Raw genomic sequence first — 20,661 nt, forward strand, 5'->3', positions numbered from 1 at the left:
CTGCGGACAATCCGTAGGAACATCTAAAAAGTTACCCTTTTGTCCCCAACGAATATTCGATTGCAATTGATTTAACAAGGGGTTACTTGTTTCAAAAGTTCCTGTTGATGCCATATCCGAATGCAAAGCAATGGCCTTAAAATCCTCTTTATTTACCTCATAGCCTTCTACTTGCACATAGCGAAAACCATAGAAAGTAAAATGTGGCTCGATGGTTTCAACTTCCCCAGATAATACATAAGTCGCTTGAGCCTTAGCAGAACGCAGGTTTGCAAAGTAAGGCTCACCTACTTTATCTAACATTTCAACATGAGACAAGCGAACTTGTTGGCCCGATTTTCCCTTCGCATGGAACTGCACCCAACCCACAACGTTTTGGCCAAAATCCAAAATGGTTTTTCCAGATTTGGTGGTAATTACTTTTTGAACGGAAATCGTCTCTTGCTTTTTAATGGGTTCATTAATTTGGGCTTTTAAAACATCAAAAGAGGCCTTTGTTTCTACAACCGGTGACCATCCAGCTGCTTTAATTCGTAAATCTTGTTTTTCCCCATCATAGATTTCAGAACTAATAATCGAACTCAAAGCAGATTTCCAAGATCCGTCGGATACTATAGTTTCAGTCGACCCATCCGCATAGCTAATTTCCAACTGGCTTAACAAGGCCGTTTGAGCGCCGTAAAAGTTTTTGTTGTTTTCCCAAGCAATCCGGGTGCGAAACCAACCAGAGCCAACTAAAACGTCTAATTCATTCGTTCCCTTTTTAATATCGGCAGTTAAATCATATACTTGAAATTGTAAATGCTTGTTGTAACTCGTCCATCCTGGTGTTAAATAAGCATCCCCAATCCGCTTTCCGTTAATTGAAGCTTCATAAAGACCACGAGCTGTGATAAATAGACGAGCTTGTTTGACCGTTTTCTTAGCCACGAAAGATTTATTCAAATGCGGTATCCGCCCATCTACTGAATCCGCCGCAATACCCGATGAAATCCATTTTGCTTTCCAATCAGCCGGATGTAATAAAGAAGTTGAAAAAAGCGATGAACTGGTTTTAGATGCTTTTCCATCTTGATCCCAAACTTGAACCGTTACCCGATATCCTTGATTTGATTTTAAATCGGCACCGCTATATTGAATAAAAAGGGATTGATCTGATGTGATTTTTCCCGTATTCCAAATCGATTTCTTGCCTTCAAAAACTTGAATGGCATACGCCGACTGCTTAACATTCTTTTGATTGGAGCTTAATTTCCAACTAAATCGTGGATGTGAAACGCCTATTCCCTGTGGATTCACTTGGTTTTCAATCGAAATAGATTGAATGCTTGTTTGGGCGAAGGTTACTAATGGAGCAAGAAAAAAAGCTACAGCTAAAGCTTTCTGCGAGAGAATTTTCATAAATTTCAAGGTTTAGAATTCAAAGCAATCTACGAATCTAACTTTAGAAACTCAAACAACAGTCCTTATCGCCCCTAGGAAAGTCCCATGATAAAAAAATACCTAGTACTTATAGTGCTTGCATTCGCCATCATCGCATGGAGACAACAGGATTCTGAAAATGTCGATTGGGCAGAATACTTAGGCGGACCGGATCGAAATCATTATTCAGCATTAAGCCAAATCAACCCGTCGAACGTACAAGATTTAAAAATCGCATGGACCTATTCCCTACCCGACTCGGGTCAAATGCAAGCGAATCCGATAATCATCAATGGCATACTCTACAGCGTTAGCGCGTCAGTCCAGGCATTTGCTTTGGATGCGGCGACAGGGAAAGAAATCTGGCGATTTGGAGATCCCTTGAAAAACTGGGCGAGTACATCAAGAGGCCTCGCTTATGCAAAAGACCGTATATTATATACCGCGGGGCCGAACCTTTGGGCTTTAGATGCCAAAACAGGAAAACCCATAGAAAGCTTTGGCGATCATGGCAAAGTTGACTTGCACACGGGCTTACCCAAAATTGCACAAAATAAATTCATCATTTCAAATACTCCGGGAACCATTGTTGGTGACCTCATTGTCATGCCGCTGCGCTTGTCGGAGGGCGCTGATGCTGCACCAGGTGACATTCGAGCCTTTAATATATACACCGGAAAAATCGCTTGGACCTTTCATACAATTCCTTATCCCGGTGAGAAGGGCTATGAGACTTTTCCAAAAGACGCTTACCAAAATACCTATACCGGTGCGGCAAATAACTGGGCGGGGATGTCGGTGGATAAGAAAAGGGGTATTATCTATGTACCCACAGGATCAGCAGGCTATGATTTTTGGGGAGGTAATCGTAAAGGTCAAAACCTATATGCCAATTGCTTATTAGCCTTACATGCGAAAACTGGAAAATTGCTATGGCATTTTCAAATGACACATCACGATATCTGGGATCGTGATTTACCTGCAGCACCTAATTTAATTACCGTGACTCGAAAAGGGAAACGCATTGATGCGGTCGCACAAATCACCAAACAAGGATTTGTCTTTGTGTTCGATCGCGTTAGTGGGAAACCCTTGTTTGACATCATCGAAAATCTCGTTGGCAAATCCTCTTTACCGGGCGAACATCCTTGGCCTACTCAGCCATATCCGGTATTACCAAAACCCTATGCACGTCAATCAAATGAATTAAGTCCAAGCGATATAAGCCCCTACGCCAAGAACAAAGATGAATTGGCCAGCATATTATCAAAATTAAAACGTGGCTGGTATGATGCCCCAAGCGAGCAAGGTACCTTGATCCTTCCCGGTTTTGATGGTGGAGGCGAATGGGGAGGCGCTGGAGCAGATCCGGAAAAAGGCATTTTATACATCAACAGTAATGAGATGGGCTGGATACAAAAGATGGCAAAAAACAAGGATGTAAAAAGCATCACCGGTGAAAGTTTATACCAAAGCTATTGCGCCAATTGCCATGGGGCGGATCGTAAAGGAAATCCTGCATCCGGGTATCCAAGTTTAGTTGGCATAGATCAAAAACGTTCCAAAGCTTACATTTCCCAAATCATCAAACAAGGAAAAGGCATGATGCCCGGTTTTGGTCAAATCGAATCAGAGTCACAAGCCGCTATAGCCGCATACATTCAATGCTTACCTCCCAAGGAAATAAGCAACAGTTCTTCGCCACAAGTCTTACCCTATCAAATGACGGGATACAATAAATTCTTAGACGAAGATGGTTTACCGGCCTTAAGTACTCCCTGGGGAACATTAAATGCTATTGACCTGAACACAGGTAAATATTTATGGAAGATACCATTTGGGCAAGAGCCGTTATTGGTAAAACAAGGAATAACAAATACCGGTGGGGAAAATTACGGAGGACCCATTATAACGAAAAGCGGCTTGCTCATTATTGCGGCTACCAAAGATGCGACACTCCGAATTTATCAAGCATCCACTGGAAAACTCCTCGCCTCCTACGCACTACCCTTCGCCTCATTCGCGACACCGTCAACGTATATGGTCAATGGTAAGCAATACATAGTCGTCACCTGCGGAGGGACGAAGTTGGGAACTGCTAAAGGAAATCAGGTAATAGCTTTTGGACTTTAGACATTAGACGTTGGACATTAGACGTTGGACATTAGACGATGGAGTTTCTTTGGCAAATCTTTCAGGATTGCCAAAGGTTGAGCCGTATTTATTGCGGCGATTCTTCAGATAGCATTCTTGGATTAATAATAATTTACACCAAGTGCAACCAGAAGATGTGAAAGTGGGCAGTTCTTTGGGAAAGCTTTCAGGATTACTAAAGATGTCTACGCTAGATTCAAAAAATTGTATAGTAGCGACGCGATTCCTCGCGACCAATTGCTCACCTTATAACAAGAGAATTAAGATGTGAGCTATTGCGTCGCTACCATCCATCGTCCAACGTCCAATGTCTAACGTCCAATTATTCAATTTGTCCGAATTTTCAAAACTAGGACATACAAACACAAAATTGCAATAGGTCTTGATTATACAATGTTAATTTTGAATCATGGAATAATCCCATGAATCAAAGGTTACATTGAGATGATTAAAAACATACTAAAAATAGTGCTGATAGCGCTGATAGCGTTCGAAGCTAATGCCCAACATTGGAAATGGGACGTAGGTTTAAACAATACCGAATATCAATTTAAGGATAAAACAGGAAAACAACTTGACTACCTCAAAGCAACTGGTGGTATGCATGCCTCATTTCGCTACAATAAAGAGTTGGTTGACACCACAAACCTGATCTCCAAGTTTTCCAAAACAGCTATCTTCTTCGGCAATCACCAAACACTCGCTAAAATAGCTAGTTTATTCCGCTACGAATTAGGTGTTAACCTCAATCAATTCAATTCTACGGGTGATATCCAAAACATCATTTTAAACTATCAAACCAATTTTGTTGGCCTTTCTGCCTCATTTGGGCCAGAAATAAAAGTATACAAAGGATTCTCCATTGCACTTCATGGTAATCTAGGTGCACAAAAAATGCTTTCAGGCATTCAGACCCAGATTAGTAATACCAAAAACATCAATTATGATTTATCAGATAATGAAAACTTCAACCCGGTACACATCATGCTAGGTTATTCAGTTGAAATCAATAAACTATTAACCGATAAAACATCTGTATTCGTCAATTACCAGAAAAACACGACGTTACACGGCTGGACAGAAGGTAAAACCAATTTAAATTTTGCACCAACAACATTCAGTATCGGGCTTAAAATCTCCAAATTTTAAGTTGTTAATATAATACGCGCTATACATACCACCCTTGATTGGGTAAAAATATGATGAAAAAAACACTTTTACTTTTTGCACTTCAGTTAAGTTTATTCGCTGCTTTTGGCCAAAAAAAGGGCCTAAATTACCAAGCGGTAATCCTTGATCCAAACACCATAGAAGTTCCGGGTGTAGCTGTTACAGGCCAACCGCTTTCTAATGGGAAGGTCTGGGTAAAGTTCACCTTGAAAACCTCTTTGGGGACCGATTACGAAGAAATCCAACAAACCAAGACGGATGAATTTGGTTTGATTTCGTTAACCGTTGGTACCGGAAATTCCACCAGTACGACCGTTTCAAGCGGAACAGGCAGCATCAAATACAGTAATTTTGATGCCATTGTTTGGAATGATGAGTTAAAATCCTTGGTGGTATCGGTCAACTTTGACGGAGGTTCAAAATATACCGAGGTAAGTAATCAAAAACTCAATTATACACCTTACGCGTTGTATGCAGAATCTGTTGACTACAAAAATGTCCGTGATTCCCCTAAAAACCTTAGTCAATTTAATAACGATTCCGGCTATTTAGTACCCAAGGATTTAGATCCTCTAAAATCCAATATCGCCGCTAATACCAAGGCCATTGCCGACAACCAAACAAGCGCTGAAGGTAAATTTTTAGTGGTTAATCAAACGATAGATGCCTTGGATAAAAAGGTAAAATCCGATATAACAAATATAAATAACACTTTAAAAGACCACGATAGTCGCATCATTACCAATGCCACTAACCTAACAAATACAGCAAATAACCTGAATTCTCAGATTGGAGCCGTACGTAACATCACTGAGGCAACAGCCAACACGGTGAATAACCTAGGCGGAACCTATGAATTGGCAGGTAACAAGTCGAACGCTACCAGTTTGGGCGGAGGAAATCCATCAGACGTTTTATTCCCAACACAACGCGCGGCAAAAACCTATGTAGATAACGCAATCGCCATTGTAGCCGCGACGGGTTCTCCTGATGCGACGACTTTGGCAGCAGGAAAGGTTCAATTAACGGGGGATTTAGGCGGTACTGCTACCAACCCAACCGTTCCCGGATTGGCATTAAAGGAAGATCTAACAAATAAATCAACCAATGTGGTGGGAGATGCTAGCTCAGATACCAAATACCCATCGGTAAGAGCCATCAAAACCTACGTGGATCAAGCTACGCTGGGGATAGCTTTGCAGGCTACTGTAGATGCGAAAGCTGACAAAAATTCACCTGTATTCACCGGAACACCTTCTTTACCTACGGGTACCACTGCCGTAACGCAAAGTCCAGCAAACAATACGACAGCAATAGCGACAACTGCTTTTGTACAAGGATTGATCGCTTCTGCAACCATAGTAGATGCTGACGCAACTACCAAAGGAAAGATTCAATTAGCAGGTGATTTAGGCGGAACAGCAGGGGCTCCAACGGTACCAGCATTGGCAAATAAAGAGAACCTAAGTAATAAATCAACCTCAACAAGTTTAGGCAATAGTGACCAATTATATCCTAGCCAAAACGCCGTTAAAGTTTATGTGGACAACCAAGTTGCATCCGCAACCATTGCAGATGCCGATGCCAATACCAAAGGTAAAATCCAATTAGGAGGTGATTTAACAGGAACTGCCGCCATACCTAGGGTAGCATCAGGTGCTATTGATAGTGATAAAATTTTAAATGGGACGATTGCGACCGCGGATATTGCCGATAATGCCATTACGACCTCGAAAATCTTGGACGCCAACGTAACAGATGCCAAAATAGCTACCGTTTCAGGTTCTAAAGTAAGCGGAAATATTACAGGCAATGCAGCCAATGTAACGGGAACCGTAGCCATTTTAAATGGCGGTACTGGTGCTACGACTGCAGCGGGAGCTTTGACAAATTTAGGCGCTCAGGCCGCAGCCAATTTATCGACCGACGTAAGTGCGGATGCTGCATCGGTCACCAAATACCCTTCAGTTAAAACGATTAAAGACTATGTAGACAATTCCGTAGCAGCAGCCACCATAGCCGATGCGACTACCAGTGTTAAAGGAAAGATTCAATTAGGCGGTGATTTGGCAGGAACAGGTACCTCGGCGGCCGCTCCCGTAATTACCGATAATGCCATTACAACCGTTAAAATTTTAGATGCCAATGTGACCACCTCAAAAATCGCAGATGTGAACATAACAACAGCAAAGATCGCGGATGCGAACGTAACAACAGCGAAGATTGCAGATGCGAACGTAACAACAGCGAAGATTGCAGATGCCAACATAACCACCGCGAAGATTGCGGATGCAAGCGTTACAACTGCGAAACTAGGTAACGATGCCGTAACTACCATCAAAATTACTGATGCCAACGTAACTACCGCGAAAATAGCACCCAATGCCATCACCTCGGATAAGGTTGCGGATGGTGCAATTACTAATGCAAAAATTGCTGATGCAACCATCTTAAATGCCAAATTTGGCGAAGCAGTAAGTATTGCGAATGGAGGAACCGGTGCAACAACTGCAGGCGCTGCCTTAACAGCTTTAGGGGCACAGTCTTCTGCCAACTTAAGTACTGACGTTGTTGCTGACGGTAGTTCCGCAAGTAAATATCCGTCTGTAAAATCCATTAAAGATTATGTGGATGCTAGTGTTGTTTCGGCTACCCCCGATGCCACAACAACAGTCAAAGGAAAAATTCAATTAGGAGGTGACTTGGCCGGTTCGGGAACAACAGCAGCGGCACCAGTTATCAGTGATAATGCCATTACCACCAGTAAAATTGCTGATGCAAATGTGACAACAGCAAAATTAGCTGATGCGAATGTAACGACAGCAAAAATAGCTGCCAATGCGGTGACTACCGTTAAAATTACAGACGCCAACGTAACTACGGCAAAAATCGCCGATGCGAATGTTACTACAGGTAAATTAGCAGATGACGCAGTTACGACAATCAAACTAGCAGATGCGAATGTTACCACAGCGAAAATAGCTGATAATGCCATCACGACAGCAAAAATCACAGATGCAAACATTACAACAGATAAACTGGCAGACAATGCTGTAACGACAATAAAAATTACAGATGCGAATGTAACCACAGCAAAATTGGCAAACGCGAGTGTAACTACAGCAAAAATCGCAGATGCATCCATTACGAATGCCAAATTAGCTGAAACCATCAGCATCGCTAATGGTGGTACAGGCGCTTCTACAGCTGCAGGTGCATTAACGGCATTGGGTGCGCAATCTATCGCCAACTTAAGTACCGATATGACGGCAGATGCCGCATCAACCGCTAAATACCCTGCCGTTAAAACAGTGAAAGATTACGTGGATGCTTCCGTGGTATCTGCTACTCCAGATGCAAATTCCACTACCAAAGGTAAAATTCAATTGGCCGGCGATTTAACAGGCAGTGCATCAGCTCCACTCGTTGCAGCAAATGCTATCACAACAGCGAAAATTATCAATTCAGCTGTAAACTCAGCGAAAATTGCAGATAGTACCATCGTTAATGCAGACATTAGCCCTACGGCAGCGATTGTAGACACCAAACTAGCTACCATCGCTACCGCTGGAAAAGTAAGTAATTCAGCTACCACTGCAACCGATGCCAATACTGCATCAGCGATTGTTGCACGTGATGCCAACGGAAACTTTACCGCAGGCACCATTACCGCCAATGTTACAGGTCTTTCAAGTAAGGCAAGCAATATCAACGGTGGAGGATTGGGAGATATCCCCTACCAATCTGCTGCGAATACTACTTCACTTTTAACAGGATCCACTTCAGCCACCAAACAATTTTTAACACAAACTGGAAACGGCACCACATCGGCTCCTCCAGCTTGGGCGAGAGTACAAACAACTGATATTAGCGACTTAGGTGGCAATGTAGCTACATTTTTAACGACACCAACGAGTGTTAATTTCGCCAATGCCATGACCAATGAAACAGGTACGGGTTCTGTGGTATTTAATACCTCGCCTACTTTAGTTTCACCCACCATCGGTGAAGCCAACGCCACCAGTGTTGCTTTCGCAGGTGCATCACCTAGCACAGGTTCTGCAACAATCGTAGCTCCAGCCGTTTCTGGTGCAGCGACCATTACGCTTCCTGCCGTGACAGGAACCTTGGCGACCTTGGATGGTACGGAGACATTCACCAATAAAACCTTTACTTCACCTACCTTCACATCCCCTGCCTTAGGAACACCGATATCCGGAACATTAACCAACGCGATAGGACTTCCCTTAAGCACGGGTATTACGGGAACCTTAGCTATTACAAACGGAGGTACAGGAGCCACAACCGCAGCAGCAGCATTAACTGCCTTAGGTGCACAAGCTTCGGCCAATATCAGTACAGATATCGCTGCAGATGCTGCTTCTACGAGCAAGTATCCAGCCGTGAAGACGATTAAAGATTACGTGGATGCCAGCGTTACTTCAGGTGCGCCGGATGCTACAACAACAGTTAAAGGTAAGATTCAATTGGCCGGAGATTTAAGCGGTACTGCAGGTGCTCCTACCGTCGCAGCCAATGCCATTACCACAGCAAAGATTATCAATGCAGCGGTAACATCAGCCAAAATTGCAGATAGCACCATCGTAAATGCAGATATCAGCCCTACAGCAGCCATCGTGGATACCAAACTAGCCACCATCGCTACCGCAGGTAAAGTGAGCAATTCAGCTACTACTGCAACTGCAGCGAATACGGCCTCAGCCATCGTTGCACGTGATGGCAGTGGTAATTTCGTAGCGGGTACGATTACGGCTGATTTAACAGGAACGGCGAGTAGATCAACCAATATTGCCGGTGGGGCGATAGGTTCTATCCCCTATCAATCAGCGGCCAATACCACAGCTTTATTACCCGGTAATACACAAGCAACCAAGCGTTTCCTAACGCAATCCGGTGATGGATCTGTTGCGACAGCACCCGTTTGGGCAGGTGTAGCCGTTTCAGATATCACGGGTACCTTGCCTGTTGCCAATGGAGGAACGGGTGTAACCACCACAGCGGCCAATTTAGTATTTGCAGGTCCTACTTCTGGAGCGACAGCCTCTGCACCAAGTTTCCGTGCCTTAGTAGCGGCAGATTTACCTACGGGGTCTACGAATTATGTCAATAATGGAACGACCCAACAAGCCAGTACGGATTTCAATATCAGTGGTTCTGGGACGATAGGTACCACCTTAGATGTCACTGGAAATACGACGATTGGCGGAACAGCTACCATCACAGGGTCGACTACTTTATCAGCATTAACGGCTTCCAAAGGTGTATTTACAGATGCATCGAAACGTTTAACAAGTACAGGAACTTTAGGAACCGATCAAGGCGGAACGGGTATGGCCTCATTCAACAGTGGCGGCGCCATGTACGCTACGAGTACTTCAGCCTTGACGACAGGTACCTTGCCAACCAGTGCCGGTGGTACTGGATTAACCACCTATACGAGTGGAGGTGCTTTATATACGACGAGTACGACAGCCATTACTTCAGGAACTTTACCAGTAAGCGCCGGAGGTACCGGATCTACGACTCAAAACTTTGTGGATTTGACTACGGCTCAAACGATAGCAGGTGCCAAAACATTTTCATCTACCATAGTAGGTTCCATCTCCGGCAATGCTGCGACAGTAACCAATGGAGTCTATACAACAGATAAATTAAGTGCCTTGTCGGCAACTACATCCTCGGAGTTAGCGAGTGTAATAAGCAATGAAACAGGCTCAGGTGCTTTGGTATTTGCGACCTCGCCTACTTTAGTCACACCGACGATTGGAGTAGCAACCGCGACAACGGTTAGTTATGCAGGTTCTACTTCAGGAACGGCAACGTTAGCGGCTCCAGCCGTAGCGGGAACGACAACCATTACCTTGCCTGCGGCTTCAGGTACCTTGGCGACTTTAGCGGGTACGGAAACCTTGACAAATAAAACATTAACATCACCAATATTAACAACGCCTAACCTAGGTACGCCAACAACGTTAGTGTTAACTAGTGCTACAGATTTGCCACTATCAACCGGCGTGACGGGGACCTTGCCCCTTGCCAATGGAGGTACAGGCCAAACGACGAAAGCAGCTGCATTTAATGCGCTATCGCCCATGACAACAGCAGGTGATATTATTTATGGAGGCACAAGTGGAGCCGGAACGAGATTAGGTGTAGGTAGCAGTGGTCAGGTGCTAACAGTTAATGTTAGTGGTAATCCTGCGTGGGCATCTCCTGCGGGTATCACGGCATTGGCAGCCATTGGATCTTCGGCTAATGCAAATGGTGCTACTATTTCCGGTTCTACACTCAATTTACAACCTGCTAGTGCAGATTTTGGAGGTGTGGTAACTACTTCAGCACAAACTTTTGCAGGAGCGAAAACATTTAATTCTGACTTAAAAGTAAACAATTTGACTGTTGGAAAAGGGGCAGCTAATTTTACTACGCTTTTCGGGCAGGATGCAGGAGCAGCAATTACAAGTTTGGGCACCTATAATGTGGCTGTAGGTTATCAAGCCTTAAAATCAAATACTGACGGAGGAAATAACGTTGCAGTAGGATCTATTGCCGCGACGAATTTGACAACAGGAACCGGTAATGTCGCCATTGGTTCGCAAGCCATGAGATATAATACAACAGGTCATTCAAACACTGCCATTGGTTATGGGGCTTTGAGCGCAGTTACCTCAGCAAACAGCAACATTGGGATTGGTACGAGTAGCGGCGCAAATTTAACAACAGGTGGGAATAATATAAATATTGGAGGTTCTGCTGGTAATAATTTTGGAACAGGATCTGGAACAAATACGACAGGTAATTACAGTATTTTTATTGGAAGCCAAACAAGACCAGCGGCGGACGGTGAGACAAATCAAATAGTCATTGCCGGTGGAGCCGGACCATCTGTCGGCTTGGGATCTCACACAACCACCATTGGTACATCTGCTACTACAAGCGCGGTCATTTATGGGTCAACGAGTTTGTCAAACTTTCCCGCAACAGCTGCTTCAGGCAATGGAAGAGACTTTACCTTAGAGGCTCAAGACGGTTTCACAACGGGTAATACGAATGGGGGTAATATTATCTTAACTCCGGGTACTGCTAATGGTAGTGGAACGGCTGGTGTTGTCCGCGTGACAAGTCAAATTGAAATCGATGGAGGCTCTCCGGGCCTTGGAAAAGTTTTGACATCTGATGCCAATGGTGTAGCTAGTTGGACTTATGGTACAAGTTCTGTTGCTAGGCCAACAGCTTCAGCGAACATCCTAATTTCTGACAAATATGTCTTTTATGATGGGTCGGCTAATGGTACATTAACATTACCTGCTGCGACTGGAAATGCGGGAAAGGAAATAATTATTAAGAATAGAACCTCATTGGTAGTCACAGTATCTAGAAGTGGTTCAGAAACCATATATGTGGACACTGCCAATGTGAACGTATCATCATTCACCATTGGTTCAGAGGCTTCTAACAACTGGGTTAAATTGGTTTCTGACGGAAGTAACTGGGTTGTATTCCGTGCCTTGTTCTAATCCTAAACTCCTTTGGGCTGATTTATCAGCCCAAAGGAGTTGTTCTAAAATGAATTAATGTCCTAAGGTGACATACGATGATCAACAAGATACACATACAGCTTTTTGTTTGCTTCACGCTCCTATCGGGATCTGTTTGGGCACAAACAGGTATTGGGACAACTTCGCCTGTGAATAAATTCGAGGTGGTGACAACAGTAGCAGATCCAGCGTCAAGCGGAGCCACTGCTAATGGAAACCTGAGGATTGGAGCAACAGGTACAAATGTCCATGTATTAGATTTTGGCCTAAGTTCCACATCCACTTTTTCGTGGCTACAAGCCAGATCAAAATCAGCGTATGGAACGACCTATCATTTGGCCTTGAATCCCATAGGAGGAAATGTGGGAATAGGAACGACTAACCCTACCGCCAAACTGAATATTGTGGGTGGAGGAATTCGCATATTTAATGGATTTAGCAATAACAGTACGGCGAGGCCTGCTCTCAATACATTAACTATAGGCAATTATGAAATTAGAGGCGTTGGAGGGGGCGGTGGCGGCACACAAGCGGATGGAGGAGATGACGGATTTTTACGACTATCCGCGGGAGGTGGTTCTAGCGCTGGGGCACAATCTTCTATCGATTTATCGGGTTACTCAAATGTAGCAGATATGTCAAATAACATCGTCATGCGCACCGCGGGCACAGAGCGCGTACGCATTGACAATCTAGGCAATGTAGGAATAGGTACTTCGGCGCCTACTAGCACCCTGACGGTAGGGAATTCGCTAGGAACTATTGCGGGAGAAATTACGATTAATCCAGCCGCTCCTTCTAATGAAGGAGGCCAAATCAATATTAGAAAATCGTTGAATGGAAGTACGGCAGACTGGATCATTGATCAATATGGCACGACCTCAACCGATGCTAGACTCCGCATTTTTAATTCCATTGCAGAAACAAATGGTATTACCATTAGGGAAAATGGGAATATTGGAATGGGTAGTTTAACACCTTCCGTACGTTTACAAGTAGCAGGAGATATCATTGCGAACTCCATTGCAGGTTCATCGGATGTTCGTTTTAAAACCAACATCACCCCTATCCAAAATCCTTTACAAAAAGTATTGGCCTTGCGTGGTGTGAATTTCAATTGGAATACCGCTGACTTTCCACAACGCATGTTTTCGGATCAACGAACTGTGGGATTCATCGCACAAGAAGTAGAAAAAGTCTTGCCTGAGATTGTTCAAACCGAAAACACCACGGAAGGATATAAGTCGGTGCAATACGATAAAGTCGTTGCGCTTTTAGTCGAAGCCATCAAGGAACAGCAGAAACAAATCGATCGCCTGAATAAACATATCAAGCAATTAAAAAGAAAAAATAACAAGTAGCTAAATGAATCGATTACTCGTTTTTATTCTTTTATTGTACGTAACCTCGTCGGTTGCTCAAACGGCTACAAATAGTGCCAGTTCAAATAACTTTACGAATACGGCTAGTTGGACGAGTCCGAGTAATCTCACAGGGACGGCTAATATTCAAGACGGACATACGATAACGATACCTGCAAATATTAATCAGGTATATGCCAATAAAATTACGTTTACGGGTTCGGGTAAATTGGTTTTGGAAGGTAGCACAAGTAAATGGGTGCCAGCGACAAATTTGAACGGTAGTCCACCAGCTGAATCGTTTAGTTTTCAAACGAATTGGTTTGCCAATACGGTCTGGGTAAATGAAGGATTTGGTGCCGCTCATTATACACCGTGGCTTGATTCTAATCAAGGCTGGTCTGCAGGGAGTACCAATAATGGTACAGATTATTTACAATATGATTTGAAAAGTCCACGTTGGGTTCAAGGGATTGTGACGCAAGGACGAGCAAATTCGGCGCAATGGGTTACAAGTGCCAAAGTAGAAGTTAGTGCGGACAATGTCAATTGGGCAACTGCTGCCACAAGTCTGACATTGAATACCGATTCAAATACGAAGATTTATAGAAATTTCACTAATGTCATGTATGCGCGTTACGTTCGCGTTATCCCAATCGGTGTCTATGGACATGCATCCATGCGCATGGGAGTCTTGTTGCGCAATGATAATTTGAAATCGTGTAATGAAATCAAAACAAATTTCCCTAATGCGACAGATGGAGTTTATGTGATTGATCCAGATGGAACCGCTGGTGCAACTGTTGCCACTGCTTGCTATTGCGATATGACAACGGATGGCGGAGGCTGGACTTTGGTATTGAATTATTTACACCTCGGAAATACGAATCCTGCATTGACAGAAAAGACAAACGCATTACCACTCTTAGGTTCTACAACCTTAGGAGTGGATGAACAAGGAAACGCAACTACCTGGGGCCACACAACACCAGCATATTTAAACAAATTTAATTTTACCCAATTACGTTTTTATGCAAAAACATCCTTGCATAATCGGGTTATAAATTTCAAAACATCCCATGCCAATACTATCAATTATTTTAAGACCGGATTAGGTAGTATGTCTGGTATTGCTACTAGTTATACTGCATTAACTGGGCATACGGCGTATTTGCCTAATTCCACCGCTCATTATTTTACCAACCAAGGAAATAGTTCAATGACTGAGTTTCCATTTTGGTTGATGGGAACGTATCACTGGGGTATTAAAGGAGGAGGTAGTAGATGGGAAGTAGATGATTTCCCGGGTAATTTTGCTTATAATACCTATCATCAAATATGGATAAGATAAAAATGAAAAAAATTGTCTTCTTTTTATTGATTTCATTTAGCGCCTTTGCCCAAACGGGTATAGGTACCACCACACCTGTCAATAAATTTCAGGTAGAAGCCACTACGGCAGATCCAGCCACTTCGGGAATTGCGGCCAACGGAAACTTACGATTAGGAGGCCTGTCTGTAAATCACGTCATGGACTTTGGACTAAGCAGCACATCCACCTTTGGTTGGTTACAGATGCGCTCTAAAGCTGCTTATGGAACCGTTTTTTCATTGGGAATAAATCCGAACGGCGGGAATGTGGGAATAGGAACGACAAGCCCTGCGAAGTTATTAACGGTCGGGCGGGAAGATGGCTCCCTACCCGCTGAACTTCAATTAAATCCAGCGGCAGCAACGAATGAAGGGGGGCAAATATTTATTAAGCGATCGCGAAATGGCAGTACACAGGATTGGACAATAGACCAGTATGGTACCACTTCAGCAGATGCGCGCTTTCGAATTTTCAATGGAACCACGGAAAGCAGTGGCCTCATCATTTTAGAAAATGGGAATGTAGGGCTTGGAACGGCAACCCCCACGGCTAGACTTAACTTAGTAGGTGGTGGAATTCGAATGGCTACAGGATTTAACAATGCAGGAACAAGACCAGCCATAAATACAGGTACAATTGGTGCATTTGAAATCAGAGGTGTAGGTTCCGGAGGTGCCGGCACTTCCCAAATTGATGGAGCAGATGATGGGTTTTTACGCTTATCAGCCGGAGGAGGGGCTGCCTCAGGTGCTCAATCTTCTATCGATATTTCTGGCTTTTCCCAAGTTGCTGATATGAACAATACAATAGTCATGCGAACAGCTGGACTCGAAAGATTTCGTTTAACGAACATAGGAAGACTAGGTTTAGGGACTTCGAGCCCAACGGTCGCATTACATGTACAGAACGGCAATGTATTTAGTGGATCGGATGATCCTGCTACGAATACAATTCCTAGCCTCTATGTATACAATACGAATAACGCATCTACTTCAGCGCATGCTACCAGTTTAGTTAGAACAGCTGGTACAGGAAGTGGAAAACCTTATTATAGTTTGGATGTTAATGGGGCTTTTGGTTTTTCCATGGGCATCAATAATCCCAACAATCAAATGATCATTAATACCACCTGGAATTTTAATACTGCTGCTGCAAACAATGCCATCACGATCAATCGATTTGGTCAATCGCGCGTGTCTATCCCCGAACAAGGAGGACTTGTCGCATCGGATTGGCCTGGAGGCTGGGGGGGAGGAATTGCGACATACGATTTTTTAGCTTTTGGGGTTTTAGGAAATTCGTTTAACACACGCTCAGACCGTCGACTAAAAAATAACATCGTTGATCTTGATAGTTCTAGCATTTCCAAGTATTTAAAATTAAGACCTGTTACATTTTATTGGAATCCGGATAAGCAACGTGATACCAAATTACAATATGGATTCATTGCCCAGGAAATTGAATCTATATTTCCTGAAATGGTCAATACAGGTACAGATGCCATGCAAACTAAATCGGTCAATTATCAAGCCTTACATGCGTTATCCTTAAAAGTTATTCAGGCCCAACAAACTGAAATAGAGGCATTGAAAAACAAGCAAAGCGATTTAGAAAATCGATTAAAAATCATCGAAGAAAAATTAAAATGAAAAAACTGATATTCTTTTTTTTAATCATGGCTACAGGTGCCTTCGCTCAAACGGGCATAGGCACCACCACACCGAATGCCTCAGCAAAACTCGACGTGTCGTCCACAACTCAAGGCTTCATGCCCCCACGGGTTGCTTTGACAGCGAGTAACGTCTTCTCCCCCATTACAGGTACAGCCGCATCTGCGGCAGGATTAATTGTCTATAACACCAATACGTCAGGGACGGCGCCCAACAACGTAACTCCAGGCTATTATTTTTGGAATGGAAGTGCCTGGATAAATATGATCGGGTCAACAACCTCAAGCACGATTACGGGCAATGGAACCACGAGCACCATCGCCAATTTTAGCTCTGTTATCAATGAGCAATCAGCTGGTTTCACGTTAGGAAATGGAGATAACGGTAAAATTATTGTCCTCAACAGTTCAAGTGCTACAACAATCACCGTGCCGTCTTTGTCGGTGGGTTTCAACTGCCTAATCGTTCAACGAGGTACCGGGCAAGTAACCTTGAGTGCTTCGGGAGTAACGATTAGCAACCGCTATGGTTTTACGAAAACAGCAGGCCAACATTCCATTCTAACTTTGGTATGTATTGCTTCAGGCGTATACATCGCATCGGGCGACATGACTAACTAAACACATGAAGATTTCTCTATTCCTTTTCGGGCTAATTTGCGCATTTCAAAGTAATGCTCAAATGTTTGCGACCTATCAAGGGACACAGAACCAGCCCAAAATAGAATTTGATTATTGGATTTACAGTACACATGCTGGAAATGGAAATACGAGTCAGTACCTATTAACGCCCAATAGCAGATCTGAAATGGACAAATTATTCAATACGAATAATACGAATTCCACTTTGTTTCGTTCAGGACGTACTAATTCGACTCGAATTATAGATTGGATCAGCACATCAGATTTATCAACAATCGGGTTAACCACCCCCAATTCAGGTTTATATTTTGCGATGAAGATTCAAGGAACCTTTATTCCGACTGAATCGGGTACATATACCTTTACCTTGGAAGCAGATGATGCCAGTGATTTAACAATCGAAGGAACGAATGTTATTTCTACCTATACTGGTCAAGCAGTAGCAGCATTAGGTACACGAACGGGAACCTTATCGGTTGTGGCGGGTCAAAGGTATCGCTATGAAATACGAATGCAACAAGGCACTGGAGGCGCTGGTTTACGGTTTTATTGGCGTTCCCCAACCCAAGCAGCGGTACCAACCACCTATACCAGTATACATCCAGCGAATACCTATTTTGCTACATGGGCTCAAAATTTAGAAGAAATGGTTACCGTTCCCAATCGGGATGGTACCACGGCAGCTAGAGCAGCTCCAAGTGCAAAATACATTCAAACAGCTTTTAATAACTTTACAGATGGGGTTTATTGGATTAATTTACCGATCGTAGGACCCACCCAGGTCTTTTGTATTATGAGCAATACCATTAACGGTGGTGGCTGGATGATGATGATGAAGGCGACGACGGGGACAACCTTTAATTATGCAAGTACATATTGGACCGCGGTCAATACGTTAAACCCAAGTGCTTTCAATCGAAATAATGGGGATGCCAAGTTTGATGTCATGAATTACTTTTTCGCGAAAGATATCATGGCGCTATTTCCTGATATCGCGTCCAACTACGGTTCCAGCACTACGGGAGGAAGTGTAAACTTAGCAAGCAGTTATAATAATTGGTGCTGGCTTCAAAATAATTTCAATAATGGAATCAGGATTACTCCTATACAATTCTTTACCCGCGCTGATAGACTGTTTTTTGGGGACGCCAACACATTTGCCGGAAAAGGAACAGCATTCTCATCGCAAACTGATGTACGTTTCTATGGATTTAATTACGTAAATGCCAGTTCAACGGCCAGAGTCCGTTGGGGATTTGGTTGGAATGAAAATGGGGGTGGTCTATATCCAGGCGGTGAACAGACATCCAATGACGTTTCAGGTGGAATAGGAATGTCGGGGCTTTTTGCCACCAACATTAATTTTTCGGCAGGGGATCAATATAGTTGTTGCGGGGTTCAAGGCATTAATCGTTCAGCACGCGTTGAAATATATATTCGATAAATGAAAAAAGTATTATTATTCTTCTTATTATTTGTTTCACAGGCAGCCTTTGGCCAAACAGGTATCGGCACCACCACACCCAATGCATCGGCTAAATTAGACGTAAGCGCAACAGACAGAGGTTTTCTTCCTCCTCGCGTGACTTTAACCGCGGCGAATGCCTTCAGTCCTATTACAGGAACATCTTCCGCCGCTGCGGGATTATTGGTCTATAATACTGCTACGGCAGGTACAGCGCCCAACAATGTCATTCCAGGGTATTATTATTGGAATGGAAGCATTTGGATTCAAATATCTGGTGGTTTAATCATAGATAATAGCAAATCTGCCAGTTTTACGTTAGCTGCCGCAGACAACAACAAAGTCTTTTTAATTACATCAGCATCTGCTGTAACGATTACCGTACCCGCATCATTACCTGTTGGATTCAGTTGTCAGGTTATTCAAGGAGGAGCAGGAACCCTGAGTTTCGCAGGGTCTGGCGTTACATTAAATTCGGCGAACGGATTAACGACACGAACGACTAATAGTGTAATTGGTTTGGTATTGAATTCAACCACATCCGGATTTGTCTTTGGTGATAGTATATTCTAGATGATACGCTCAAGAATTTTTCTTTTTTTAATTTTTTGCCTATCCTTTCAGGTTCAGGCGCAATTAAACCTGCAAAGTTTAGCGGTCAAAAAACCGCGTGTTCCTGATACGTATACGTTTGCCTATACCGGCGCGATTCAGCGATTCGTTGTACCTAATCGAGTTACGAGTATCCAAGTTGCAGCCATCGGGGCTAGAGGCGGAACGGGTGCCAGAGGGCAGGTGGGCGGAGCCGGCGCGAATATTACATCAAGTTTAAATGTAACACCTGGACAAATCTTATGGATTGTTGTAGGTGGATTTCCGGGCCAGTCGGCCACTGCTGCCTACGGTTTTGGTGGAAATGGGGGTTCTGGTACGAATTTCGGAGGAGCAGGCGGTGGACTATCAGGTGTTTTTACTAGCTCCTCTCCTGCTGTGGCCAATGCGATGATTGTCGCTGGTGGAGGAGGAGGCGGTTCAGGAAACGCGACAGGGACAAATTTTACGGGGGGTAATGCTGGAAATAATTTATCAGGGAGTTCAAGTAATGGAAATGAGGAAAATCCTGCACCTTATGTAGTTAATGGTAGATCCCAATTTGGCTATGCCGCTACTAATTCATCTGCTGGCTTAGGAGGAGAACCCTTTGATGTTCAACCAGGAACGAGAGGTGGAAATGGTAGCGATATTAGCGGTGGTGCAGGTGGAACTACTGGAGGGGTGAGCACATGGAATGGCGGCGGCGGAGGAGGTGCTGGTTTTTACGGGGGTGGTGCCGGTGCCGGTGGTGGTGCGGCTTGTGGTGGAGGCGCTGGTGGTGCTACCAAATCGTCAACCAATTTAAATTCTTATGGACCTATGAACAATACGGGTAATGGATCCGTTTGGATTACTTGTTTTTCAAATTCAGGATTGGTTTTGCATTTGGATGCAGGAAATCCGGCAAGTTACCCTGGCTCTGGAACAACATGGAATGATTTGTCGGGCAATGGCTCGCATGTAACATTAACATCCACAACATATAATGCAGCTGGCGGTGGTTCCATTGCATTTAATGGAACATCTAGCTATGCTGATTTTAATGCCAATATTGGGAATACTAATGTAGTGACTGTGGACATGTGGGTGAGAACGAATTCAATTGCAAATGGCATGTATTTTGGCTTTAATATATACGACGCTTTAGTGATTGATGGTAGTATTGGATTTAATACGGCAAATAGTGATCAGTATGGAATGACAAGTTCAAAAGTAAGAGAACTAGGAATTGAAGGAGCCTGGAGGCATTTGGT

General features: G+C 43.6%; 10 protein-coding genes and 1 pseudogene. 10 read left to right on the top strand and 1 reads right to left on the bottom strand.

The genetic code is table 11. The annotated features are described in order from the left end of the window. A partial coding sequence (locus ACIQZ2_RS11620) for a family 78 glycoside hydrolase catalytic domain (RefSeq protein WP_395769018.1) occupies positions 1-1,401 on the bottom strand: 1,401 nt, incomplete at its 3' end. Positions 1,402-1,488: 87 nt separating this feature from the next. On the opposite strand from ACIQZ2_RS11620, the gene ACIQZ2_RS11625 reads away from it, so the two are divergent. The 10 genes and pseudogenes from ACIQZ2_RS11625 to ACIQZ2_RS11670 all read left to right on the top strand — a co-directional run. Further along, the gene (locus tag ACIQZ2_RS11625) at positions 1,489-3,555 is read left to right on the top strand and encodes a pyrroloquinoline quinone-dependent dehydrogenase (protein ID WP_395769019.1); all 2,067 of its coding nucleotides are present in this window, start codon (positions 1,489-1,491) and stop codon (positions 3,553-3,555) included. Between the two features lie 465 nt (positions 3,556-4,020). Beyond that, on the top strand, positions 4,021-4,725 hold the full coding sequence (locus tag ACIQZ2_RS11630; RefSeq protein WP_395769020.1) for a hypothetical protein: 705 nt from the start codon (positions 4,021-4,023) through the stop codon (positions 4,723-4,725). 50 nt (positions 4,726-4,775) lie between these two features. After that, on the top strand, positions 4,776-12,284 hold the full coding sequence (locus ACIQZ2_RS11635) for a hypothetical protein (RefSeq protein WP_395769021.1): 7,509 nt from the start codon (positions 4,776-4,778) through the stop codon (positions 12,282-12,284). Positions 12,285-12,361: 77 nt separating this feature from the next. Continuing rightward, entirely contained in the window at positions 12,362-13,666 is a 1,305-nt protein-coding gene (locus ACIQZ2_RS11640; protein ID WP_395769022.1) for a tail fiber domain-containing protein, read from the top strand. Positions 13,667-13,670: 4 nt separating this feature from the next. Further along, the gene (locus ACIQZ2_RS11645) at positions 13,671-15,017 is read left to right on the top strand and encodes a fibrinogen-like YCDxxxxGGGW domain-containing protein (protein ID WP_395769023.1); all 1,347 of its coding nucleotides are present in this window, start codon (positions 13,671-13,673) and stop codon (positions 15,015-15,017) included. After that, entirely contained in the window at positions 15,005-16,687 is a 1,683-nt protein-coding gene (locus tag ACIQZ2_RS11650; protein WP_395769024.1) for a tail fiber domain-containing protein, read from the top strand. Before ACIQZ2_RS11645 ends, ACIQZ2_RS11650 begins: the two co-directional genes overlap by 13 nt. Then, a complete protein-coding gene (locus ACIQZ2_RS11655) occupies positions 16,684-17,328 on the top strand; it encodes a hypothetical protein (protein ID WP_395769025.1) in 645 nt (214 codons plus the stop codon). The genes ACIQZ2_RS11650 and ACIQZ2_RS11655 overlap by 4 nt, the downstream gene beginning before the upstream one ends. Before the next feature lie 4 nt (positions 17,329-17,332). Continuing rightward, the gene (locus tag ACIQZ2_RS11660; protein WP_395769026.1) at positions 17,333-18,793 is read left to right on the top strand and encodes a PA14 domain-containing protein; all 1,461 of its coding nucleotides are present in this window, start codon (positions 17,333-17,335) and stop codon (positions 18,791-18,793) included. Continuing rightward, a complete protein-coding gene (locus tag ACIQZ2_RS11665) occupies positions 18,794-19,387 on the top strand; it encodes a hypothetical protein (RefSeq protein ID WP_395769027.1) in 594 nt (197 codons plus the stop codon). Next, a pseudogene (locus tag ACIQZ2_RS11670) lies at positions 19,388-20,661 on the top strand (hypothetical protein); the annotation flags it as partial.

It is taken from the genome of Aquirufa sp., from assembly GCF_044342065.1.
In the GTDB taxonomy this organism is placed as follows: Bacteria; Bacteroidota; Bacteroidia; order Cytophagales; family Spirosomataceae; genus Aquirufa.

What these genes read in the sequence shown, in the direction of transcription:
- ACIQZ2_RS11625 (WP_395769019.1), top strand. Translation starts at nt 1,489, where the DNA reads ATGATAAAAAAATACCTAGTACTTATAGTGCTTGCATTCGCCATCATC.
- ACIQZ2_RS11660 (WP_395769026.1), top strand. Translation starts at nt 17,333, where the DNA reads ATGAAGATTTCTCTATTCCTTTTCGGGCTAATTTGCGCATTTCAAAGT.
- ACIQZ2_RS11640 (WP_395769022.1), top strand. Translation starts at nt 12,362, where the DNA reads ATGATCAACAAGATACACATACAGCTTTTTGTTTGCTTCACGCTCCTA.
- ACIQZ2_RS11655 (WP_395769025.1), top strand. Translation starts at nt 16,684, where the DNA reads ATGAAAAAACTGATATTCTTTTTTTTAATCATGGCTACAGGTGCCTTC.
- ACIQZ2_RS11635 (WP_395769021.1), top strand. Translation starts at nt 4,776, where the DNA reads ATGATGAAAAAAACACTTTTACTTTTTGCACTTCAGTTAAGTTTATTC.
- ACIQZ2_RS11630 (WP_395769020.1), top strand. Translation starts at nt 4,021, where the DNA reads ATGATTAAAAACATACTAAAAATAGTGCTGATAGCGCTGATAGCGTTC.
- ACIQZ2_RS11665 (WP_395769027.1), top strand. Translation starts at nt 18,794, where the DNA reads ATGAAAAAAGTATTATTATTCTTCTTATTATTTGTTTCACAGGCAGCC.
- ACIQZ2_RS11645 (WP_395769023.1), top strand. Translation starts at nt 13,671, where the DNA reads ATGAATCGATTACTCGTTTTTATTCTTTTATTGTACGTAACCTCGTCG.
- ACIQZ2_RS11650 (WP_395769024.1), top strand. Translation starts at nt 15,005, where the DNA reads ATGGATAAGATAAAAATGAAAAAAATTGTCTTCTTTTTATTGATTTCA.